This window comes from Gordonia effusa NBRC 100432, from assembly GCF_000241305.1.
Lineage (GTDB): Bacteria > Actinomycetota > Actinomycetes > Mycobacteriales > Mycobacteriaceae > Gordonia > Gordonia effusa.
Genome location: NZ_BAEH01000020.1, coordinates 1 through 17,876, shown reverse-complemented (window position 1 = coordinate 17,876; position 17,876 = coordinate 1). Strand labels below are relative to the sequence as shown.

Annotated in this window: 18 protein-coding genes; 14 read left to right on the top strand and 4 right to left on the bottom strand. The window is 63.5% G+C overall.

The genetic code is table 11. The features are described from left to right. Positions 1 to 24: 24 nt before the first annotated feature. The 6 genes from GOEFS_RS03490 to GOEFS_RS03465 all read left to right on the top strand — a co-directional run bounded on the left by GOEFS_RS03490 (position 25) and on the right by GOEFS_RS03465 (position 5,925). Positions 25 to 867 (top strand): SDR family NAD(P)-dependent oxidoreductase, encoded by an 843-nt coding sequence (locus GOEFS_RS03490; protein WP_007316492.1) that lies wholly within the window; start codon positions 25 to 27, stop codon positions 865 to 867. 2 nt (positions 868 to 869) lie between these two features. Continuing rightward, positions 870 to 1,715, top strand: a complete 846-nt coding sequence (locus GOEFS_RS03485; RefSeq protein WP_007316491.1) for an alpha/beta fold hydrolase — start codon at positions 870 to 872, stop codon at positions 1,713 to 1,715. Continuing rightward, on the top strand, positions 1,705 to 2,325 hold the full coding sequence (locus GOEFS_RS03480; RefSeq protein ID WP_050949766.1) for a TetR/AcrR family transcriptional regulator: 621 nt from the start codon (positions 1,705 to 1,707) through the stop codon (positions 2,323 to 2,325). Before GOEFS_RS03485 ends, GOEFS_RS03480 begins: the two co-directional genes overlap by 11 nt. Positions 2,326 to 2,522: 197 nt before the next feature. Beyond that, the gene (locus GOEFS_RS03475) at positions 2,523 to 3,818 is read left to right on the top strand and encodes an oxygenase MpaB family protein (protein ID WP_007316489.1); all 1,296 of its coding nucleotides are present in this window, start codon (positions 2,523 to 2,525) and stop codon (positions 3,816 to 3,818) included. 53 nt (positions 3,819 to 3,871) lie between these two features. Then, positions 3,872 to 4,549, top strand: coding sequence for an NUDIX hydrolase (locus GOEFS_RS03470; RefSeq protein ID WP_170323124.1), 678 nt, complete (start codon positions 3,872 to 3,874; stop codon positions 4,547 to 4,549). A gap of 101 nt (positions 4,550 to 4,650) precedes the next feature. Then, a complete protein-coding gene (locus tag GOEFS_RS03465) occupies positions 4,651 to 5,925 on the top strand; it encodes a geranylgeranyl reductase family protein (protein ID WP_007316487.1) in 1,275 nt (424 codons plus the stop codon). 4 nt (positions 5,926 to 5,929) lie between these two features. Here the strand turns inward: GOEFS_RS03465 and GOEFS_RS03460 are convergent, their stop codons facing one another. Beyond that, a complete protein-coding gene (locus GOEFS_RS03460) occupies positions 5,930 to 7,090 on the bottom strand; it encodes a M20 family metallopeptidase (RefSeq protein WP_007316486.1) in 1,161 nt (386 codons plus the stop codon). A gap of 84 nt (positions 7,091 to 7,174) precedes the next feature. Next, positions 7,175 to 7,804 carry a TetR/AcrR family transcriptional regulator gene (locus GOEFS_RS03455; protein WP_245549760.1) on the bottom strand — a complete coding sequence of 210 codons (630 nt, stop codon included), beginning with the start codon at positions 7,802 to 7,804 and terminating at the stop codon, positions 7,175 to 7,177. Between the two features lie 142 nt (positions 7,805 to 7,946). On the opposite strand from GOEFS_RS03455, the gene GOEFS_RS03450 reads away from it, so the two are divergent. From GOEFS_RS03450 to GOEFS_RS03440, 3 genes are read left to right on the top strand one after another with little or no spacing between them, the layout of a single operon-like run. Next, positions 7,947 to 8,906: a TtfA family protein gene (locus tag GOEFS_RS03450; RefSeq protein ID WP_007316484.1), complete on the top strand. Its 960-nt coding sequence runs from the start codon at positions 7,947 to 7,949 to the stop codon at positions 8,904 to 8,906. After that, positions 8,903 to 9,451: an orotate phosphoribosyltransferase gene (gene pyrE, locus GOEFS_RS03445; protein ID WP_007316483.1), complete on the top strand. Its 549-nt coding sequence runs from the start codon at positions 8,903 to 8,905 to the stop codon at positions 9,449 to 9,451. The genes GOEFS_RS03450 and pyrE overlap by 4 nt, the downstream gene beginning before the upstream one ends. After that, positions 9,444 to 10,121, top strand: coding sequence for a TrmH family RNA methyltransferase (locus GOEFS_RS03440; protein WP_040524427.1), 678 nt, complete (start codon positions 9,444 to 9,446; stop codon positions 10,119 to 10,121). The genes pyrE and GOEFS_RS03440 overlap by 8 nt, the downstream gene beginning before the upstream one ends. A gap of 142 nt (positions 10,122 to 10,263) precedes the next feature. Here GOEFS_RS03440 and GOEFS_RS03435 read toward each other — a convergent pair whose 3' ends face one another. Next, entirely contained in the window at positions 10,264 to 10,977 is a 714-nt protein-coding gene (locus tag GOEFS_RS03435) for a DedA family protein (RefSeq protein ID WP_007316481.1), read from the bottom strand. Positions 10,978 to 11,175: 198 nt separating this feature from the next. Here GOEFS_RS03435 and fbaA point away from each other — a divergent pair, with 198 nt between their 5' ends. Next, on the top strand, positions 11,176 to 12,210 hold the full coding sequence (fbaA, locus tag GOEFS_RS03430) for a class II fructose-bisphosphate aldolase (protein ID WP_007316480.1): 1,035 nt from the start codon (positions 11,176 to 11,178) through the stop codon (positions 12,208 to 12,210). A 155-nt stretch (positions 12,211 to 12,365) separates the two neighbouring features. On the opposite strand, the gene GOEFS_RS03425 is transcribed toward fbaA, so the two are convergent. Beyond that, positions 12,366 to 14,114, bottom strand: coding sequence for an Rv0361 family membrane protein (locus GOEFS_RS03425; RefSeq protein WP_007316479.1), 1,749 nt, complete (start codon positions 14,112 to 14,114; stop codon positions 12,366 to 12,368). Between the two features lie 160 nt (positions 14,115 to 14,274). On the opposite strand from GOEFS_RS03425, the gene GOEFS_RS03420 reads away from it, so the two are divergent. From GOEFS_RS03420 to GOEFS_RS03405, 4 genes are all read left to right on the top strand, one after another. Then, positions 14,275 to 14,721, top strand: a complete 447-nt coding sequence (locus GOEFS_RS03420; protein ID WP_007316478.1) for a DUF3151 domain-containing protein — start codon at positions 14,275 to 14,277, stop codon at positions 14,719 to 14,721. Between the two features lie 4 nt (positions 14,722 to 14,725). Continuing rightward, positions 14,726 to 15,835 (top strand): FUSC family protein, encoded by a 1,110-nt coding sequence (locus GOEFS_RS03415; RefSeq protein WP_245549761.1) that lies wholly within the window; start codon positions 14,726 to 14,728, stop codon positions 15,833 to 15,835. Positions 15,836 to 15,900: 65 nt separating this feature from the next. Continuing rightward, complete coding sequence (locus GOEFS_RS03410; protein WP_007316476.1) at positions 15,901 to 16,719, top strand: GTP pyrophosphokinase; 819 nt, start codon at positions 15,901 to 15,903, stop codon at positions 16,717 to 16,719. 57 nt (positions 16,720 to 16,776) lie between these two features. Then, a complete protein-coding gene (locus GOEFS_RS03405; RefSeq protein WP_040524425.1) occupies positions 16,777 to 17,706 on the top strand; it encodes a cation diffusion facilitator family transporter in 930 nt (309 codons plus the stop codon). Positions 17,707 to 17,876 lie beyond the last annotated feature (170 nt).

Sequence of the window (17,876 nt, the reverse complement as noted above, 5' to 3'; positions counted from 1 at the left end):
GTTGCTCCGAGAGAGGTAGACGACGTGGCATTGACACGAAGATCACGCAAGCAGGCCCGATATCCGCTGGCCGGACGGGTCATTGCGATAACCGGCGGTGCCCGCGGCCTTGGACTTGCCACCGCACTCGAGCTTCGTAATGCCGGTGCGCATGTCGCCATCGGCGATATCGACGAGGCCCAAGTGAAAGAATCAGCGGCCGGCGCCGGCATTCTCGGCGCCCAAGTCGACGTGACCAGTCGGGACTCCGTTGGTGACTTCATGGACCTGGTGGAACGCGAGCTGGGCCCGATCGATGTCTATGTGAACAACGCCGGTGTGATGCCGGTCGGGCCGCTGTTGGGCTATCAACCCGGGTTGATTTCGCGGACCGTGGATATCGATTTGCTCGGGGTAATTCACGGCACTCAGCTAGCCGCGCGGCGAATGGTGGAACGTGGTGACGGCCATATCGTCAACGTCGCGTCCATCGCCGGTCGTCTTGCCGCTCCGGGACTGAGTATCTACAACGCGGCCAAATTCGGCGTTATCGGATTCAGCGAGGCGGCCAGCGGCGAACTAGGCCCGTTGGGAGTCGCGGTTTCGACGGTTCAACCATCGTTCGCGCGCACGGCGCTTATCGACGGAATAGACTTCCCCGGCCCGACAGTCACTCCGGAAGCTGTCGCCCGCGGCGTCCGATATGCGATCGAGACCCGCCGCCTGCACACCGTGGTTCCCGGCTACATCTCCGGCGTGGCGGGTATGGGCATCATGCCCGGTCCGCTGAAGCGGCGCCTACTGTCGCAGCGCAGGTACTACCGGCTGTTCATGAGTCCCGACACCGAGCGTCGTGGTGACTACGACGCTCGCGTCGCGCAGAGCTGATCATGGTGGACAGCACGGTGCTGCAGGAGCCCGAATGCGATGCGATCCAGCTTCCCGACGGCACTCAGACGCCGGTCCGGATCTGGCGAGCGGATGCCCGTCGCCCGGTGGTGGCCGTCTGGCCGGGTATCGGTGTCGGTGCGCAGTATTACGACCCATTCGCCCGACGGCTCACGGAGCTGGGGCTCAACGTCGTATGCGCTGAATTGCGGGGGCAGGGAGAGAGTCGTCCGGCGGCGGGACCGGAGAGCCGATTCGGTCTGCATCTGCAGGCCGCGCAGGATTTCGTCGCGGTGGAAGCGTTGGCGCGCAGGCATTTTCCGATCAGTCAGCAATATGTACTCGGGCATAGCCTCGGCGGACAGATCGCGGCGCTCTATGCCAGCCGGCCGTATACCCCGGCGGCAGGGCTCATCCTGGTTGCCTCGGGGACAAGTCATTTCAAGCGAAGTCGAGGTGGCCGGCATCGTGTCATGCGTGTTGCGGCGGCTCGAGTCGCGCCGGAAGTGGTGCGGCGCACGGGATATGCCCGGGCGCCACGGATCGGACGCCAGAGCGCGTCGATGGTGACCGACATGTCCCGGGTCATAATGACCGGGCGCTACGAGCCGGTCGGCGCCGATATCGACTACGAAGCGGCGATCGCGCGGTGCCAACTGCCCGTACTGGCGATCAGGGTAGCGGGCGACACGGTTCTCAGTCCTGCTGAAAGTGATTGCCTCACAATGAAATTCAAGTCCGCACCGGTGACTCGGGTGCGTACACAGGAGCGACTCGGACATAACCGTTGGGCTCGCCAGCCCGACGAGGTCGCCTCAATCGTCGACGGCTGGATCAGTGACCGATAGCTCGACTGTGGAGGATGCCGTGGTCGCGTCCACAGCGGATACCGCTGTGGACGCCGACATCGTGTCGGCCATTTTGACGTCGGCGCAGGCGGTCTTCGAGGCCGATGGAATGCGGCGCGCGAATGTCGATAATGTCGCCACGAGTGCGGGGGTGAGTCGAAGCACTCTGTACCGAAGATTTCCCAGTAAGACCAGCCTGCTTCTCGGCGTTGCCGAGAAGGTGCTGGGGGATATGACACGCGAACTCGACCACTCGACACGTGGTTTCCCGCCCCAGGCGGCGGTTGTCGAAGCGTTCTGCACCACCGCGCGACTCGCCCATGAGGTCCCGTTCTTCTCCGCTGTGTTGCGACTGAACGAGGCGGGAAAGCTGTTTTCGGTCTTGCGGTCGGTACGTGAAGAGGCGATGACGGTTTTCGCCGGCCGGGTCGCGACGACGCTGCGTCGCGCGGGAGCGACGATGCCCGACGACGCGCTGACTGAGGCCAGTCACCTGCTGGTGCGAATTGCCTGGTCGATGAATGAGATTCCGATTCCCGGCGTCGCGATCGACGACGAGCGCGCGGTGCGTCGTTTCGCGACGATTCATTTGGCTCAGCTCGTTCACTAACGCGGCGAAGGGCACTGTGACACCTGATCGGGGATTTTGTGTCGCGCGACCCCCTGGCCAAAAACAGGCTCTGGCCAGGGGATTATCTTCCGATCGCGCGATTGAGGTAAGCGAGCCCGGAGAGCATATGGCACAAATATTGAAATATGTGCCGTGGTCGCCTACATTGAATGGCACACATACACCTAAGGAGTGCCATGACGAGAATCATGTCCGAGCTGGAGAATCCATCCGCCGCTGAAACCTCCGACCCCGACGTGCTGGTCAACGACGAGATTGTCGGGAAGAACGTCTACTACGCGGGTACCCGCGTACCCGAGCGTGCGGGTGACGACAGCCTGCGTCCCAAGGAGCGTGCCCAGTATCCGGTGCCCCCGAATTCGCTGTTGTGGAAATACATGGGCGACCCGTTCGTCCAAGCGGCGACGGGGCAGCGCACCGCCATCGTCGAGAACATGTGGCCTCAACTCGGCCAGGGCGTATCGGATCATTCTGTTGTGGTGTCGTCGAAAGATTTCGATGTGCTCACCCAGCGGGCCCGCAGCAGTCAGAAGACCATCAACGGAATACTGTTCGCGCCGCCCGAAGAGGCCAGGAAATATGGCATTCAGGTGCGCAATTTCCACAAGTCCATCAAGGGGGATATGCCGAACGGCCGGAAGTATCACGCCATCAACGCCGAGACCTTCTATTGGGCACATGTGACATTCTTCGAAGGGATTTTCCGTGCCAGCGATCTGGGGGTCCTGGAGAAGCCATTGAGTCGCGCCGAGCGTGAACAGATCTTCGAGGAATCCAAGGAATGGTTCTCGATGTTCGGTGTCGATGATCGGGCACAGCCGCAGACCTATGACGAATTCGAGACCTACCTCGACAATGTCCTGCACAACGAACTCACCGACTCGAAGCTGGCGCAGTACACGGTCGGGTTGGGTAGACGCGGCGCGGACGCCAGCAAACTCATTCCGCCGAAGGCGCGGCCGGCCGCACGGATCATCAAACCCGCGCTGGGTGGGCTTCTGCGCATGATCACCGTCGGGCCGTTGGAACAAAATTTGCGCGACGAGCTCAAGCTGGAATTCGGACGCGCCGACCAACTCAGGTACCGGCTCTACGTTCGTTCACTGCGGCTCACTCGAATCGGGCTCCGGCGGTCAGGGGTGGCGTTGAAATATCGACTGACCCCCGCTGCCGCGGCGGCCTTCGAGCGGGAGGGGTTGCGACCGGAGGACATCACGTTGGAGTCGGCGCGTGAAGCGTTGGCCGCGGCGCGGGCGCGCCGGGCCGAGGCCACCGCACAGGCAGGCGCGGATGCGCCGGTGCGGGTCGCGGTGGCACCGGTGGGCGAGACCTGCCGCAAATGCCAGCGCGTGCTGACCGACTGCGCCGAATGCGGCGCCGCCGGAACGGTCGACGGCGAAATATGCGACGTATGCAGTGGTGCGCAACGAGGCTGCCCGGTGCATCACGCTGACTGGGATTCCGCACACTGAGCGGGCCGCCTGATGTGAACGCGGCGGCGACGCCCGACTGGATTGTGCCGATAGTGTTTCGGCGACAGGCGATTTCGAGGCTGATTGGGCCGCCGTGCGGTCGAATCGGCAAGACGCTGAGCGGGCGGCGGGCGGCCGTCGCGGTGGTTCTATCCGGAACCGGTCCCGCCGCGCCGGGTGGGTTTCCGAGTGACGCGAGCGTCCTGCTGATACGTCGTTCGGCGGTGGTCAGTCACCATCGGAACGAGGTCGCTTTCCCGGGCGGGGTGATCGAGCCGACGGATGGGAGTGTCGTCGAGGCGGCGCTGCGGGAGATGGTGGAGGAGACCAGCGTCGCGGCCGCCACCGTCGCGCCCGTGGTCGAGTTCGAGGAGCGCTCCCTGTTCCCCGCTCCGTTCCGGAGCACACCGGTGGTCTTCTATCGGACTGATCAGAGCGCGATCACCGCCGGTTCCGCGGAGACCGACGACGTCTATGACATTCGGATCGCCGACCTGGCGGACCCGGCGAACCGCGGTTCGATCCGGGTTCTCGCGGCCAACGCCGAGTTGTACCGCCTCCCGTACTTCACCGTCGGTGATGTCACGGTCTGGGGGTACACCGCGGTCGTCCTGTCTGCCATCCTGGACGCCATGGGCTGGTCGCCGGTTCCGCCGGCCACCGAAGTGAATATCCAGGTCTGGAATCTGCGACGGCTAGCGCGAACGGCGTCGGAGTTCTCGCGAGTTTGAGCTTAACGGGGGATAGGACAACCAAGGCACAATAATAAGATAGTGTGTCATTTGGTGGCCGACCGGTTGGCCGATCGTGATCGACGTTGGAGAGAACCGTAATGTCCGCAGTGCCGAAAGATCAGTTATCGCCTAGTCGCGCAGATGTTCTCGTCGTCGGTGCCGGGCCAGCGGGTGCCGCCGCGGCGACGTGGGCTGCTCGCGGCGGGCACAGTGTTGTGCTGGTCGACATGGCGGACTTTCCGCGGGATAAAACCTGCGGCGACGGATTGACGCCGCGTGCGGTACTGGAACTAGAGAAGTTGGGTCTGGTCGACTGGCTCGATGAACATCCGCGCACGCTCGGCGTACACGTGCATGGCTGGGGTCGCGATCACCAGGTCGAATGGTCACAGAAGGGAGCGTTTCCAACCTACGGCAGTGCTATCCCGCGAAAAGAATTCGACGAGAAGATCCGGGGTCTCGCGCTGGACGCCGGCGTCACGATGGTGTCAGGCGCCAAGGCGGTCGACGCGGTGGTCGATGATGGGCGCGTGGACTCGGTAACGCTGCAACGGGGCGAGACCACCTGGGATGTCTCGGTCGGTCGGCTGATCGTCGCGGACGGAGTGCGATCGGGCTTGGGGAAAGTGCTTGGGCGCGTGTGGCATCGGGACACCGTGTTCGGCACCGCGGTTCGCTCATACATCCGGGTAGATGCCCAATGGGATTGGCTGGTAACGCATTTCGATATGAAAGACCGAGCGGGTGAGACATTGCCGGGATACGGCTGGATGTTTCCGCTCGGGCCCGGGCCCGATGGCGGTGCGCTTCTCAATATGGGGGTGGCGGCATTCTCGACGGCACGTCGTCCGGCCCGCGTGCAACTGCGACCTCTACTCGACCAATACGTGTCGGAGATGCGCGACGAGTGGGGGTTGATCGGCGAGCCGATGCAAGCGAAGTCGGCGTTATTGCCGCTGGGCGGCGCGGTGTCGAATATCGCCGGACGCAATTGGATGCTGGTGGGTGACGCGGCGGGCTGCGTGAATCCGATGACCGGCGAGGGTATCGACTACGCGCTAGAGACGGGCAGGCTCGCGGCGGACCTACTGGGTTCCCCCGACTTCACCGAGATCTGGCCGGATTTGCTCGACGATCACTACGGTCAAGCGTTCTCCGGGTTGCGCCGGCTGGCTACGATCTTCTTCCATCCCAGGGCCACCGCAGCGGTAGCGAGTCGATTCATGGCCTGGGACAAGGGAATGCGCGGCGGTGTTCGGTTGATGAACAATCTGGTGGGCGAGCATGAACGCGACGACGCCGCGGTACTCGCGCGTGCTGTCGGCAAAGTGAGCCTGCTGGCCGACCGGCGCGGGCAGCGTCCGTTCCGCTGATCCGCTAACCCAGCATCCGTAGCGCGATCCGGGCGTAAGTCTTTGCGGCACTGACCAACTCGCTGATCGCCACCGACTCATCGGGCTGGTGGGCCTGGCTGTTGATATCGCCAGGTCCCAAAACTATTGCCGGAACGCCCAATTCGCGGCTAATGAAACCCCCGTCACAGGCGGCGCTCCAGGTGCTCAGCTCCGACGGCAGGTTCAGGTCGGCGAGTGCGGCGGCGCTGTCGGTGACCAACCGATCATCGGGGGCGGTGACGAACGCCGGTGTATCCAACGTCGGCCGCAGGGTTACGTCGATGCCGTCGCCGGTTATCCCAGCAGCATCGATCCGCGCGCTCAACCGATCGGTGACCTCGGTCATCCGTTCGCCCGGGATGAGCCGACGGTCGACGCCCAGGTAACACATCGGTGCCACCGTCGAAATCGTTTGTCCGCCTTCGATTAAGCCGACATTCCAGCTGCCGGGGCCGAGGGTCGGATCGGGGGTCGCGGCCAGATCGTCGCTGTTGATCACGTCGATGATCGCCGCTGCCGCGTTAATCGCACTGCGGCCATCGCTTGGACGCCCGGAATGCGCTGCGCGACCGGTGATATCGATATGCACATAGGCCGCGCCCCGGCAACCGTGCACGATGCGAAGACCGGTGGGTTCTGCGACGACGCAGCCGAGGAAACTCGAATTACGTTGCTGCGTAACGTAATCACGCGCGCCGAGACCGGAGTCCTCTTCGTCCACCGTGCAGACTAGTTCAACCGGCCCGGACAGTTCGACACCCGCCGCCGACAATGCGCCCATCGCGATGGCGATGGCGGCCAAGCCGCCTTTCATATCCGCGGATCCGCGACCGACGATGGTCCCGTCGACGATCCGCGGCGTGTACGCATCGCCGGTCCAGCCGGGACCGGCGGGCACGACGTCGGAGTGGCCGAGAAACATCAGACCCGGACCGGTGCCGCCGGGCAGCGTCGCAGTCAGGTTCGGCCGATTCGGCTCGACGTCGGTGGTCGATACGGTAAGCCCCAATTCGCGGCAGGCATCGGCGAACACGGCTACCGCGGCGGCTTCGGTTCCGCCCGGGTTCTCACTGGGTGCCTCGATGAGGGCGACGGTCAAATCGGTGAGCGCGTCGGCGTCGATGAACTGGTCGATGTCTCGCAACTTCACAGTCCTTCCGCTCGTGACATAGCCACCATCCTGTCAGTGAGGCGTGGTGTATGCCGATCGGACCCGCACGCGGGGCGGTCAGGTCGACGGTGCGAGCCACAGTCCGACGAGGGCGTCGGTCACGCCGTCGGAGAATTCCGACCAGCTCGGCCCGCCGGAACCGGCGGTGGCCGCGGTCTCGAAATCGGCGAGCGAATGGACGATCGCATGCCGCGTCATCGTGTTGCGAATCTCAATCGCCGCCGCGGGCAGGGGTGGTAAGGCCCGATACATCCCCTCAAGGATTTTCAACGTCGACGGCGATGCGGCCGCCGAGTCGTAGAACAACTGCAGCGTCGTCGGCTCGATGGAAGCGTGGGCGCAAAATCGGCCGAAGTATGAATCCTTGCCTCGACCGTCGATGTATTCGAACTGTGGTCTGACCAGGCAATTCAACCATTGCCGAAACTCCGCGATACGGCCGAGGCGCCCCACCATGACGCTCCGGATCGCGTCGATCGCCTCCTGATGCTGAGCGAGTACCGCGCGTACGAGGTCGGTCTTGGAGCCGAAGTGATAGCCAACCGCGAAATTGTTCCCCTGCCCCGCCGCCTCGCTGATCTGCCGATTCGACACCGCCGCGATCCCATGTTTCGCGAATAGCGCCTCGGCGGCCCGTACCAGTCGCTGTCGCGTCTCCGCCGTCTGTTCGCTCCGTGCGCCTCCCACGGGTACATATTCCACCATCGCGACCGGGGCGGTGGTAATTGGGGCAAATCGGCACCGATAGACCTGATCAGTAGGGCTGTTGTCGGGCCGATGTCGGGTGTTGGGCGAGCTGTTCGCGTCGCCGATAGTAAGCTGTAGTGCGATGGCTATCGTGTATTTCGTGATCGCGGCCCTGGCATTGGCCGGCGCTGCGGTCCTCCTATGGCTCGATCGACAGCGGTCGACCGAGAAACGTCACCACCGCGCAGTATGGGGGGACCGACACGGTTTCGCCTACCGCGAGTCGGATACCAAGTTACGCAAGGTGTTTCGTCGGGCAGCGATGGATGTTCCCGACCATGTTCAGGTGCGTGACGTCGCCTACGGCAGTTACGAGGATGCCGAAGCCGTGGTATTCGACCTGGTCGAGACGGCGACGATAGTCGCTGTTCGGCGCACCGCGCCATCGCCGGTCATCGTCGATCTGCGACATGAAGACGTACTCGCCCCCGCCGAGGAGGATGTCGAACTACTCGGTGCGATGGGGCCGCGGGTGATGTTCGCCAACGACCTGGAAGTCGCCCGCCGGGTGTGTGATCGCCGGATGATCGCGTTGGCCACCAAGGCGCCGGCATTTATCGAGATTCTGTGGACCGAGGGCAAATGGGCCATCGGCTCGATGCCACTCACCGCCGACGACGCGAAACTCGACACCGCCCTGGACGTGGTCCGCCGATTCGCCGACCTACTGCGCGTGCTGCCGCCGGTCCGCGATCCGCAGGGCTCACCCGATCCGCGCGACCCGCACGGTCCGGCCCGGGCCGAACTCGCCGACGAGAAGACCGAGAATATGCGCGACAAGCAGCGCGGTGCCGCGTTGCGCAAGTCCGCTCACGAGCAGCCGGAGCCAGCCGACGACGAGCCGGCCCCGTCCGAGGAGAAGACGACGGTGTGGGCTGCCGTCCCGCCCGCTTCGTCCCGACCGGCGCCGCGTGATCCGGGTGCGAGCGATATCCCCCGGACCCGCGTTCCCGGTCCCAACACCAACACTGCCGGACGTCGGATGGGGCCGATGCCGGTACAGCGTCCCGCCGACCGTCCGCGACGGGATGACGACAGGTGACCACAAGTACCGATACCGACCGCGCCCGTCTCGCCGAACTGGTAACCGAACTCGCGGTTGTGCATGGCAAGGTCACGCTGTCGTCGGGCAAAGAGGCCGACTATTACGTTGATCTGCGTCGCGCCACGCTGCATCACGAGGCGTCGAGGCTGATCGGCAAACTCATGCGTGAGCTGACCGCGGACTGGTCCTATGACGCCGTCGGTGGATTAACCCTGGGCGCCGACCCGGTCGCGACGTCGATCATGCATGCCGACGGCCGTCCGATCAATGCGTTCGTAGTGCGTAAAGCCGCGAAAGCGCATGGAATGCAACGGCAAATCGAAGGTCCCGACATCGTCGGGCGCGATGTGCTGATTGTCGAGGACACGTCGACGACCGGTGCGTCGCCGAGTACCGCCGTCGAAGCCGCGCGCGCGATCGGTGCGAATGTGATCGGTGTGGCTACCGTGGTGGACCGGGCGACCGGCGCCGACGAGGTCATCGGCAAGTTGGGTGTGCCCTATCGGTCGCTGCTGGGTTTGAGTGACCTCGGACTTGCCTGAATCTCCCGATTCAGGTGCGGGTCCGACCGAGTGGCAGTCTCGCTCGGCGCCAATTGGGTTGGGGCCGTGGACTATTGAGCGTGACGATCCGGTGCCGACCGATGAGCGGTTCGACGTCGAGCTGTTAGCCGAAGGCGATTCGCGCAACGTGGTCGACGCATATCGATATTGGACGCGCGAAGCGATCGTCGCCGATATCGACGCTCGCCGCCATCGGTTTCACATAGCCATCGAGAACTTCGCGCATGACGCCAACATCGGCACCGTCGTGCGAACCGCGAACGCGTTCGCCGCGGCTGCGGTGCATATTGTCGGGCGGCGGCGGTGGAATCGTCGGGGTGCGATGGTGACTGACCGCTATCAACACATCGAGCATCACGAGACGGTGGCGGATCTTGTCGCGTGGGCGCGCGCGGCGGGGTTAGCCGTTGTCGCGGTGGACAATACGCCCGGGGCGGAGCGGTTGGAGACGGCGAAGCTGCCGCGCGACTGTGTGCTGCTCTTCGGTCAAGAGGGGCCGGGCGTGAGTGAGGATGCGCAGGCGGCGGCGGATCTGACCGTCTCGATCGCCCAGTTCGGATCGACTCGGTCGATCAACGCGGGAGTCGCGGCGGGAATCGCCATGCACGCGTGGATAAGTCAGCACGCCGATCTCGATAGGGCTTGGTGACGTCCAGCTCGTCGAGTGCGCAACTCCCCGGTACGTCGAGTGCCGTCGTCCGAGCGTGGGTGCTGCGTTAACCCCGGTCGTCGAGTGCCGTCGTCCGAGCGTGCGAGGCCGCCGGTGTATCGAGACGCCGCAACTTAGCCGCCTAAACCGCGTCGGAGACCGGTGCTTCGTCGGTGCTGTTCTTACGCCGCTTGTACCACTCCCAGACCATCGGCAGGATCGAGACCAGCACGATGAGGATAAAGATCGGCTCGATGAGCTTTTGGATGATCTCGAAGCTGCCCAGCCAGTAGCCGAGCAGAACGATGCCCGCACCCCAGACGATGGCGCCGACGACGTTGTAGAGGCTGAAAATGGCGTACTTCATCTGTGCGGCACCGGCGACGATCGGCGCGAGTGTGCGGACGATCGGGACGAAGCGCGCGATGAAGATGGTGAACGGACCGCGCTTCTCGAAGAATTCATGCGCCTCGACGAGATACTTCTCTTTGAGGAAGCGGGCGTCTGGTTTGAACATCGACGTCCCGACATAGCGGCCGATCCAATAGCCCACCTGGCCGCCGAGTATGCCGGCGATCGGTACGCCGATGACCAGCGCCCAGAGTTTGAGCCCGGAGTCCTCGACTTGCTGGGCGTGTTCCGCACTCGCGCTACCAGCGGCGATGAGGCCGGCGACGAATAGCAGGGAGTCGCCCGGTAGGACCGGAAACAACACACCGGATTCGATGAAGATGACGATCAGCAAACCCCAGAATGCGAAGGCACCGAAGTAGCCGATCAGGTTGAACGGGTCCATGAACCCGGGCATCAGGGCGACGTTGGTTACGGTGCTCGTCGCTTCGGTCAACACAGTCATCACGGAGATACAGGTTACCCGCAGCGACCTGAAGGCTGGCTGAGCGCATGCTGCGGGTCGTCGGACAGTAGCCCAACAACCGGTCCCCGGTCGCTGCGACGCCACCAACGCCTTGCCATACTTATGTGACGTTCGCGACGAGATGAGATGCCGCGGTCGGCAAAGCTGCCGGGGCGAAAACTATGGAGGACTGACCCGATGCCCATCGCAACTCCCGAGAAATACGCCGAGATGCTGGCCAAGGCCAAAGAGGGCGGCTACGCCTTCCCGGCGATCAACTGCACGTCGTCGGAGACCATTAACGCGGCGATCAAGGGTTTCGCCGACGCCGGCAGTGACGGCATCATCCAGTTCTCGACCGGCGGAGCCGAATTCGGTTCCGGCCTGGGTGTGAAGGATATGGTTACCGGCGCCGTCGCACTCGCCGAGTTCGCGCATGTCGTCGCCGCGAAATACGACGTCACCATCGCACTTCATACTGACCACTGCCCGAAGGATAAGCTCGACGGCTTTGTCCGCCCGCTCATCGAGATCTCCGCCGAGCGTGTCCGCAACGGGCAGAACCCGCTGTTCCAGTCCCATATGTGGGACGGCTCGGCCGTGCCGATCGACGAGAACCTGGAGATCGCCCAGGAATTGCTGGCCAAGACGGCCGAGGCCAAGATCATCCTCGAGGTGGAAATCGGCGTTGTCGGTGGCGAGGAAGACGGCGTCGAGGCAGAGATCAACGACAAGCTCTATACCTCGGTCGAAGACTTCGAAAAGACCGTCGACGCACTGGGCGCCGGTGAAAAGGGTAAGTACCTGCTCGCCGCGACCTTCGGCAATGTCCACGGTGTCTACAAGCCCGGCAACGTGAAACTGAAGCCGTCGGTGCTCGACGACGGGCAGAAGGCTGCCGCGGCCAAGCTCGGCGTCGAGGCGGCGTCGAAGCCGTTCGACTTTGTTTTCCACGGTGGTTCCGGGTCGTTGAAGAGCGAGATCGAAGAGTCGCTGAGCTACGGCGTCGTGAAGATGAATGTCGACACCGATACGCAGTACGCCTTTACCCGGCCGATCGCCGGACATATGTTCGCCAACTACGACGGTGTGCTGAAGGTCGACGGCGAGGTGGGCAACAAGAAGACCTACGATCCGCGCGTCTACTTGAAGAAGGCCGAGGCGTCGATGACCGATCGGGTTATCGAGGCTTGTAACGACCTCAAGTCGGCTGGTCGCTCGATCAGCAAGTAAGCCGCGAAACAACAAGTGCCCCTTGGAAATCCAAGGGGCACTTGTTTTGGTTCGGGCTCCGGAACTACCCCACAGAATTTTCGAGGTTCGCGACAATTATTGTCGCCAAGTGCGGTTTATCTGTGGGGTAGCTTTGGGCCAGCGTCCGATCGCGCCTACGCGGGGTCGCAGACTTTCCAGTCATCACCTTGTTTTTGCAGGTTGATCGATACCGGTGAGGTGGTTTGCGGGGTACTCGTGCGGTACGCGTTGACCTCGACCACGGCGCTATTTCCGCCGGTGACCTTAGCCGCCTTCACTCCCGAGATGTTGACCAGCTCGTTGCGTGCCTTCTGCGACTCGAAAAGCTTCGCGAAATCGGCGTCGCTGAGGCGGGTGTAGTAGTCGTGATTGCTCCCGCAGGTGACTGAGCGCAGGGTGGCGATGTCGCCGTTGTTCTGAGCTTTGACGAAGCTAACGGCGACGTCGGCCGCTTGGTCGGCATCGGCGGGGGAACGTCCGAAGATGAACCCGAGAATCGCGGCGGCCGCTACGACCACCACGACTGCGGCAGCCACCAGCAGCGGCCACTTGCGTTTGGTCTTCTTGGGCGCCTCGGGTGTGATGACCTGCGGCTCGTGCCCGGCTGACGTCCAGCCGGGCTCGGTCGGAGTCTTGGTGTCCGACTGTTCCGCGGTCGCTGCACCGGCAGCTGCGGCGGCCGGCTTCTTGATGACCGTGGTCGACGGCTCCAACTTGCGGATTTCCGGTTTGCGGATCGCCGTCGTCGGGGCTTCGCCGTCGGATTCATCTGATTCGGCTGCGTCGGCAGTCGCGTCAGGCTTCTTGATGGCGACGGTTTTGGCCTCGGACTCATCGACGTCGGCCTGGTCTGTGTCGACGTCGGCGCCCTCGTCGGAGTCAGTTTTGTCAGCGTCAGCGTCGTCGGACTCAGCTTCTTCGGAGGTCGTCTCCTCAGCGTCGTTGGACTCTGTCTCAGCCGCCCCTGCCTCATCAGGCTCTACCGCTTCAGGCTCAGCTTCCTCGGATGCTTCCTCTTCGGACCCAACCTCATCCGACCCAGCTTCTTCGGCTTCGGCCTCGGCGACTTCGTCGTCGCTCGACTCGGAGTCGTCGGTCTCGGAGGTCTCCGCGGACTTCGGCTCATCCTCGGCCGCCTCGTCGGAGCCGTCAGCTCCATCGACTTCGGCGTTCTCGTCTGATTTCGCCTTGGCCGCGGCAGTTGCTACGACCGCGGCAGCTCCCGCAGCAGCGGTGGCCGCGGCGACTTTGCTTGCCTTGTCATCGGATTCGTCGTCAGAGGCTTCGACTTCGGCCTTGTCGTCGGATTTGACCACGTCGGGCTCAGTGTCGTCGGCCGCGCTGTCATCCGCCGCAACCTCATCCGCCGCAACCTCATCCGAAGCGTCCTCATCCGAAGCGGTCGCATCGTCCTCGGTCTCGACCGCATCGTCGGAAGCTGGCTTGTCGGCAACAGCGTCGACCGGGGTCTCGGCTTCGGCGGGTTCCGGTGTCTCTTCGGTGGAGTCGCCGCCGAGCGCGTCGATCTTGTCCAGGTCTTCGAGGTCTTCGGCCTTGGGCAGCTTCGATTTGTCGATGACCATCGTCGCCGAGTCGATGCCACGTCCACCGCGTGGCTTCAAGGTCGGCTTGGGTTTTTCCGCAGCTTTATCTTCCGCGGGTTTATCTTCCGCGGGTGTGGCCTCGGCGGGCTTGGCCTCTTCCGACGACGGTTTTGCTGGCTCGTCGGAAACGGGAGGCTCGGTTGGCGCGGGCGGCGCGGCACGCGTGATATTCGGGGAGCCCGGGGTATCGTTTTCGCCGCGGTTGCGGAACGCGGCGATTGCTCGGCCGACCGCTTTTTTGGGTGCGGGAAATCGCTTGGTCTCGTCCGATGGCGCCATACGGCCCGTCCTGCCTTCTGTTGAATCCCGCCGTGCAGCGGTGCGGTCACGCTGAGACGGGGTGGGCGCATGCGCCACCCCGGGTCGTTCCAGCCTAGCTAATGATCCGCGGTCCCGACATCGCGGTGGCTTACAGGTCGATCGATGAGAGTATATGAGAATGACTTCCTTTGGAGATCTTCTCGGGCCCAATCCCACCCTGCTCACCGGCGATGACGAGGCCGAATCGGATTTGCTCAACAAAGTCGACCCGGCGGCAGTAGCGGCGGCACATCCCACGGCATCGATCGCATGGGCCTATTTGGCCGAGGCCGCGCTGGCCGGTGTCGATGATTCCGACGCCGCGTCGGCCAACCAGGGCTACGTCACCGCCTACGCCTTCGCCAGGACTGGCTACCACCGGGGCCTCGACCAGCTCCGACGTCACGGCTGGAAGGGTTTCGGTCCGGTGCCGTGGAGCCATGAACCCAACCAGGGTTTTCTGCGCTGCGTCGGAGTGCTGGCCCGGGCAGCGAATGCCATCGGCGAGGAAGACGAATACCTGCGTTGCCTGGATCTTCTCAACGAAAGTGACCCGACCGCGATCGGCCACCTCGGTATTGATTAGTCCGATCCGGCCCAGGCTGCACGCCTGGTTCCTCACCTTCCCGGACTCACTTCAGGGACGGCTGCGACGACTGTGGCTGTCGGCGGTGCCGATCCTGCAGTGTGCGCTCGCGGCCGGGCTGGCCTGGTGGGTGGCGGGTTTGGTGACCGGGAGTACCGGCCAGCCGCCGTTTTTCGCGCCGATCGCCGCCGTCGTATCGCTGGGTTTGTCCCTGGGTAAACGGTGGCGACGCTCGTTCGAGCTGGTCGGCGGCGTGGTCATTGGCATCCTGATCGGCGATCTACTCGTCGCGCGGGTTGGATCGGGTACCTGGCAGATCGTCGTCGTGGTGGTTATGGCGATGTCGATCGCGGTATTTCTCGACGACGGGCCGCTGGTGCCGATGCAGGCGGCGTCGTCGGCGACATTGGTCGCCACTTTGTTGCCGCCGGGCGGTGTGGGCGGCTTTACCCGGGCGATCGATGCTTTGATCGGCGGCATCATCGGGATCGTCGTTGTAGCGCTCCTGCCGGTGAATCCGTCGCATCGCGCGCGTCGGGATGCCGCCGGCGTACTGGCGACGATGCGTGATGCGTCGTGGAAGCTCGCCGAGGGACTGCGTAATGCCGACGAGGCCGAGGTTTTCGACGCGTTGGAGGACGCGCGGGGTACGCAGACCGCGATTAACCTGATGCGCGCCGATATGGGTGGCGGACAAGAAGTTTCGCGGATGTCGCCGCTGTATTGGGGTTCGCGCGAGCGGGTGGAACGAATATCGGAGACCGCCGATCCGATCGACAACGCGGTCCGCAACTTCCGGGTGCTGTCCCGCCGCGCGTTGTCGATGGTTGAACGCGGTGAAACGCTGTCCGACGACATCGTCGGCATCATCTCCGACTTCGGCTATGCCTTCGACATCCTGCGCGCGATGATGATGGCCGATCCGGGTGAATTTCCCGATCAAGGCGACGCCGCGAAAGTCGTGCGGCGCATTGGGCGCAAGGCCAAACGTGATCTGGTCGCGCAGTCGTCGATGGCCGAAGCCGCGACGCTCGCGCAGGCCCGGTCGATCCTCGTCGACATGTTCATGATCTGTGGGCTCAAGCGCACGTCGGCGATCGCCCAGTTGAGGTGAGACGACGGTTACGCCGGGGGAATCGGTACCGTCGAATGCAGTGACCGCAAGCGCGAGGACGATAAATGAGTGACACGTCGGTGAACGACAGTGACGTTGACCCCAGCCCACGAGAATTGGTAGCCGCTCACGCGTCGGCGCTGTTTGAGGGCCAGCCGAATCCGGAAATGTTGGCCTTCGCTCGCCAGATGCGCGACGATTTCGCCAAATTTCTCATGGAGTATCAGTTCGCCGTCGACGAGGTGCTCACCAAGGTGTCCATCCTGCGGCAGGAGTTCATCCACCTGCACTCCTACAATCCGATCGAACATGTGACGTCGCGGATCAAGAAGCCGGCCAGCATCTTGGAGAAGGTCGTCCGTCGTGGTTGCGATCCGTCGCTGGAGACGGTGCGCGAGCAGATCACCGACATCGCGGGCATCCGCATCACCTGTAGTTTCATCGCCGACACCTATCGCGTCCTCGACGCCATCACCACGCAGAACGACGTGCGCGTACTCGCCGTCAAGGATTACATCGAGAACCCAAAACCCAACGGCTACAAGAGTTTACACGCAATTATCGAGATCCCGGTGTTCCTGTCGACCGGTCCGGTGCCGGTGCCGGTCGAATTGCAGATCCGCACAATCGCGATGGACTTCTGGGCGAGCCTGGAACACAAGATCTACTACAAATATGACCGCGCGGTGCCCAGTCATTTGGCGGGGGAGCTGGCCGACGCCGCGGCGATCGCCGAACAGCTCGATCGGCGGATGGAAGAGCTGCATACCGAGATCCACGGCGACCGGCTTCTCGACGGCGGCGGCCCTGCCCCCGACGATCTCCTCGACGACACGTTGTTGCGCAGACTCTGGGAACTTTCGCGAGGTCCCGACACCGCTTGAGAGATTAGGGCAGCCTTACGCTTGTAATATATGCGGAAGTACGCATATATTAGCCGGGTGGGACATTCACATGAAGGACACTCGCACGGGCCGACGGCTGCCGACCTTGCGTCGGGCGGTGCGCAGCGTCGAATCTGGCCGATGGCAGTGTCAGTGGTGCTCATCGGCGGGTTCTTCGTCGTCGAGTTGATCTTCGGCATCATCGCCAACTCACTGGCACTGATCGCCGATGCGGGGCATATGCTCACCGACGTCGTCGCGCTGGTCATGGGGCTCGTCGCGCTGCTACTCGCACGACACGGCCAGGCCACCGACGATCGATCCTTCGGCTGGCATCGCGCCGAGGTATTCACGGCAGTGGCGAATGCGGTGCTGTTGATCGGCGTCGCGGTATTCGTCTTGTACGAGGCGATCCGGCGGATCGGTACCGACCCCGAGGTTCCCGGACTCACCCTGATCGTCGTGGCGCTGATCGGTCTGGCGATCAACGTGGTTGTGATGCTCTTGTTGAAGGCGGACTCGAAGGGGTCGATCGCGGTTCGCGGCGCGTATATGGAAGTGCTCGCCGACGCGCTCGGCAGCGTCGGGGTGCTGGTCGCGGGCATCGTTACGATGGCGACCGGCTGGGGTTATGCCGACATCGTCGTCGCCGTTCTGATCGCGCTCTGGGTGGTACCGCGAGCGGTGCGGCTCGCGCTCGACGCACTGCGGATTCTCAACCAGCAGGCCCCGTCGCATATCGACGTCGACGTGGTCCGCAATGAGTTGGCCGCGATTCCCGAAGTGCAAGACGTTCACGACTTGCACGTATGGTCGCTGACGACCGGGATGGACGTTGCGACCGTTCATGTTTCGAGTGACGCCGACAATGACGTGGTGCTCGCCGCGGCCAAGCAGGTCCTACATCGTCATGGCTTGGACCACGCGACCATTCAGGTCGACAGTTGTCGGGCCGGTGCGCGCTGCCATGACGAGCTGACCTGGTAGCCACAAGCCATTCGCGCCGCCGACGCTGTTGCGTTTTTGCGCACTCCAAAATTTCTGGATATCGCCACGGTGGCAAGGGCAGATTGCCCTTGCTGCTGCGACAATATCCAGAATTTTGGAAAGGGGTCACGGCGAAAGTTAATCCAACCCCCGCGCTATCAGGGTCTCGC

Coding starts and splice junctions, on each gene's coding strand:
- GOEFS_RS03485 (WP_007316491.1), top strand. CDS start 870: ATGGTGGACAGCACGGTGCTGCAGGAGCCCGAATGCGATGCGATCCAG.
- GOEFS_RS03475 (WP_007316489.1), top strand. CDS start 2,523: ATGACGAGAATCATGTCCGAGCTGGAGAATCCATCCGCCGCTGAAACC.
- GOEFS_RS03465 (WP_007316487.1), top strand. CDS start 4,651: ATGTCCGCAGTGCCGAAAGATCAGTTATCGCCTAGTCGCGCAGATGTT.
- GOEFS_RS03450 (WP_007316484.1), top strand. CDS start 7,947: ATGGCTATCGTGTATTTCGTGATCGCGGCCCTGGCATTGGCCGGCGCT.
- GOEFS_RS03435 (WP_007316481.1), bottom strand. CDS start 10,977: ATGACTGTGTTGACCGAAGCGACGAGCACCGTAACCAACGTCGCCCTG.
- fbaA (WP_007316480.1), top strand. CDS start 11,176: ATGCCCATCGCAACTCCCGAGAAATACGCCGAGATGCTGGCCAAGGCC.
- GOEFS_RS03425 (WP_007316479.1), bottom strand. CDS start 14,114: ATGGCGCCATCGGACGAGACCAAGCGATTTCCCGCACCCAAAAAAGCG.
- GOEFS_RS03420 (WP_007316478.1), top strand. CDS start 14,275: ATGACTTCCTTTGGAGATCTTCTCGGGCCCAATCCCACCCTGCTCACC.
- GOEFS_RS03410 (WP_007316476.1), top strand. CDS start 15,901: ATGAGTGACACGTCGGTGAACGACAGTGACGTTGACCCCAGCCCACGA.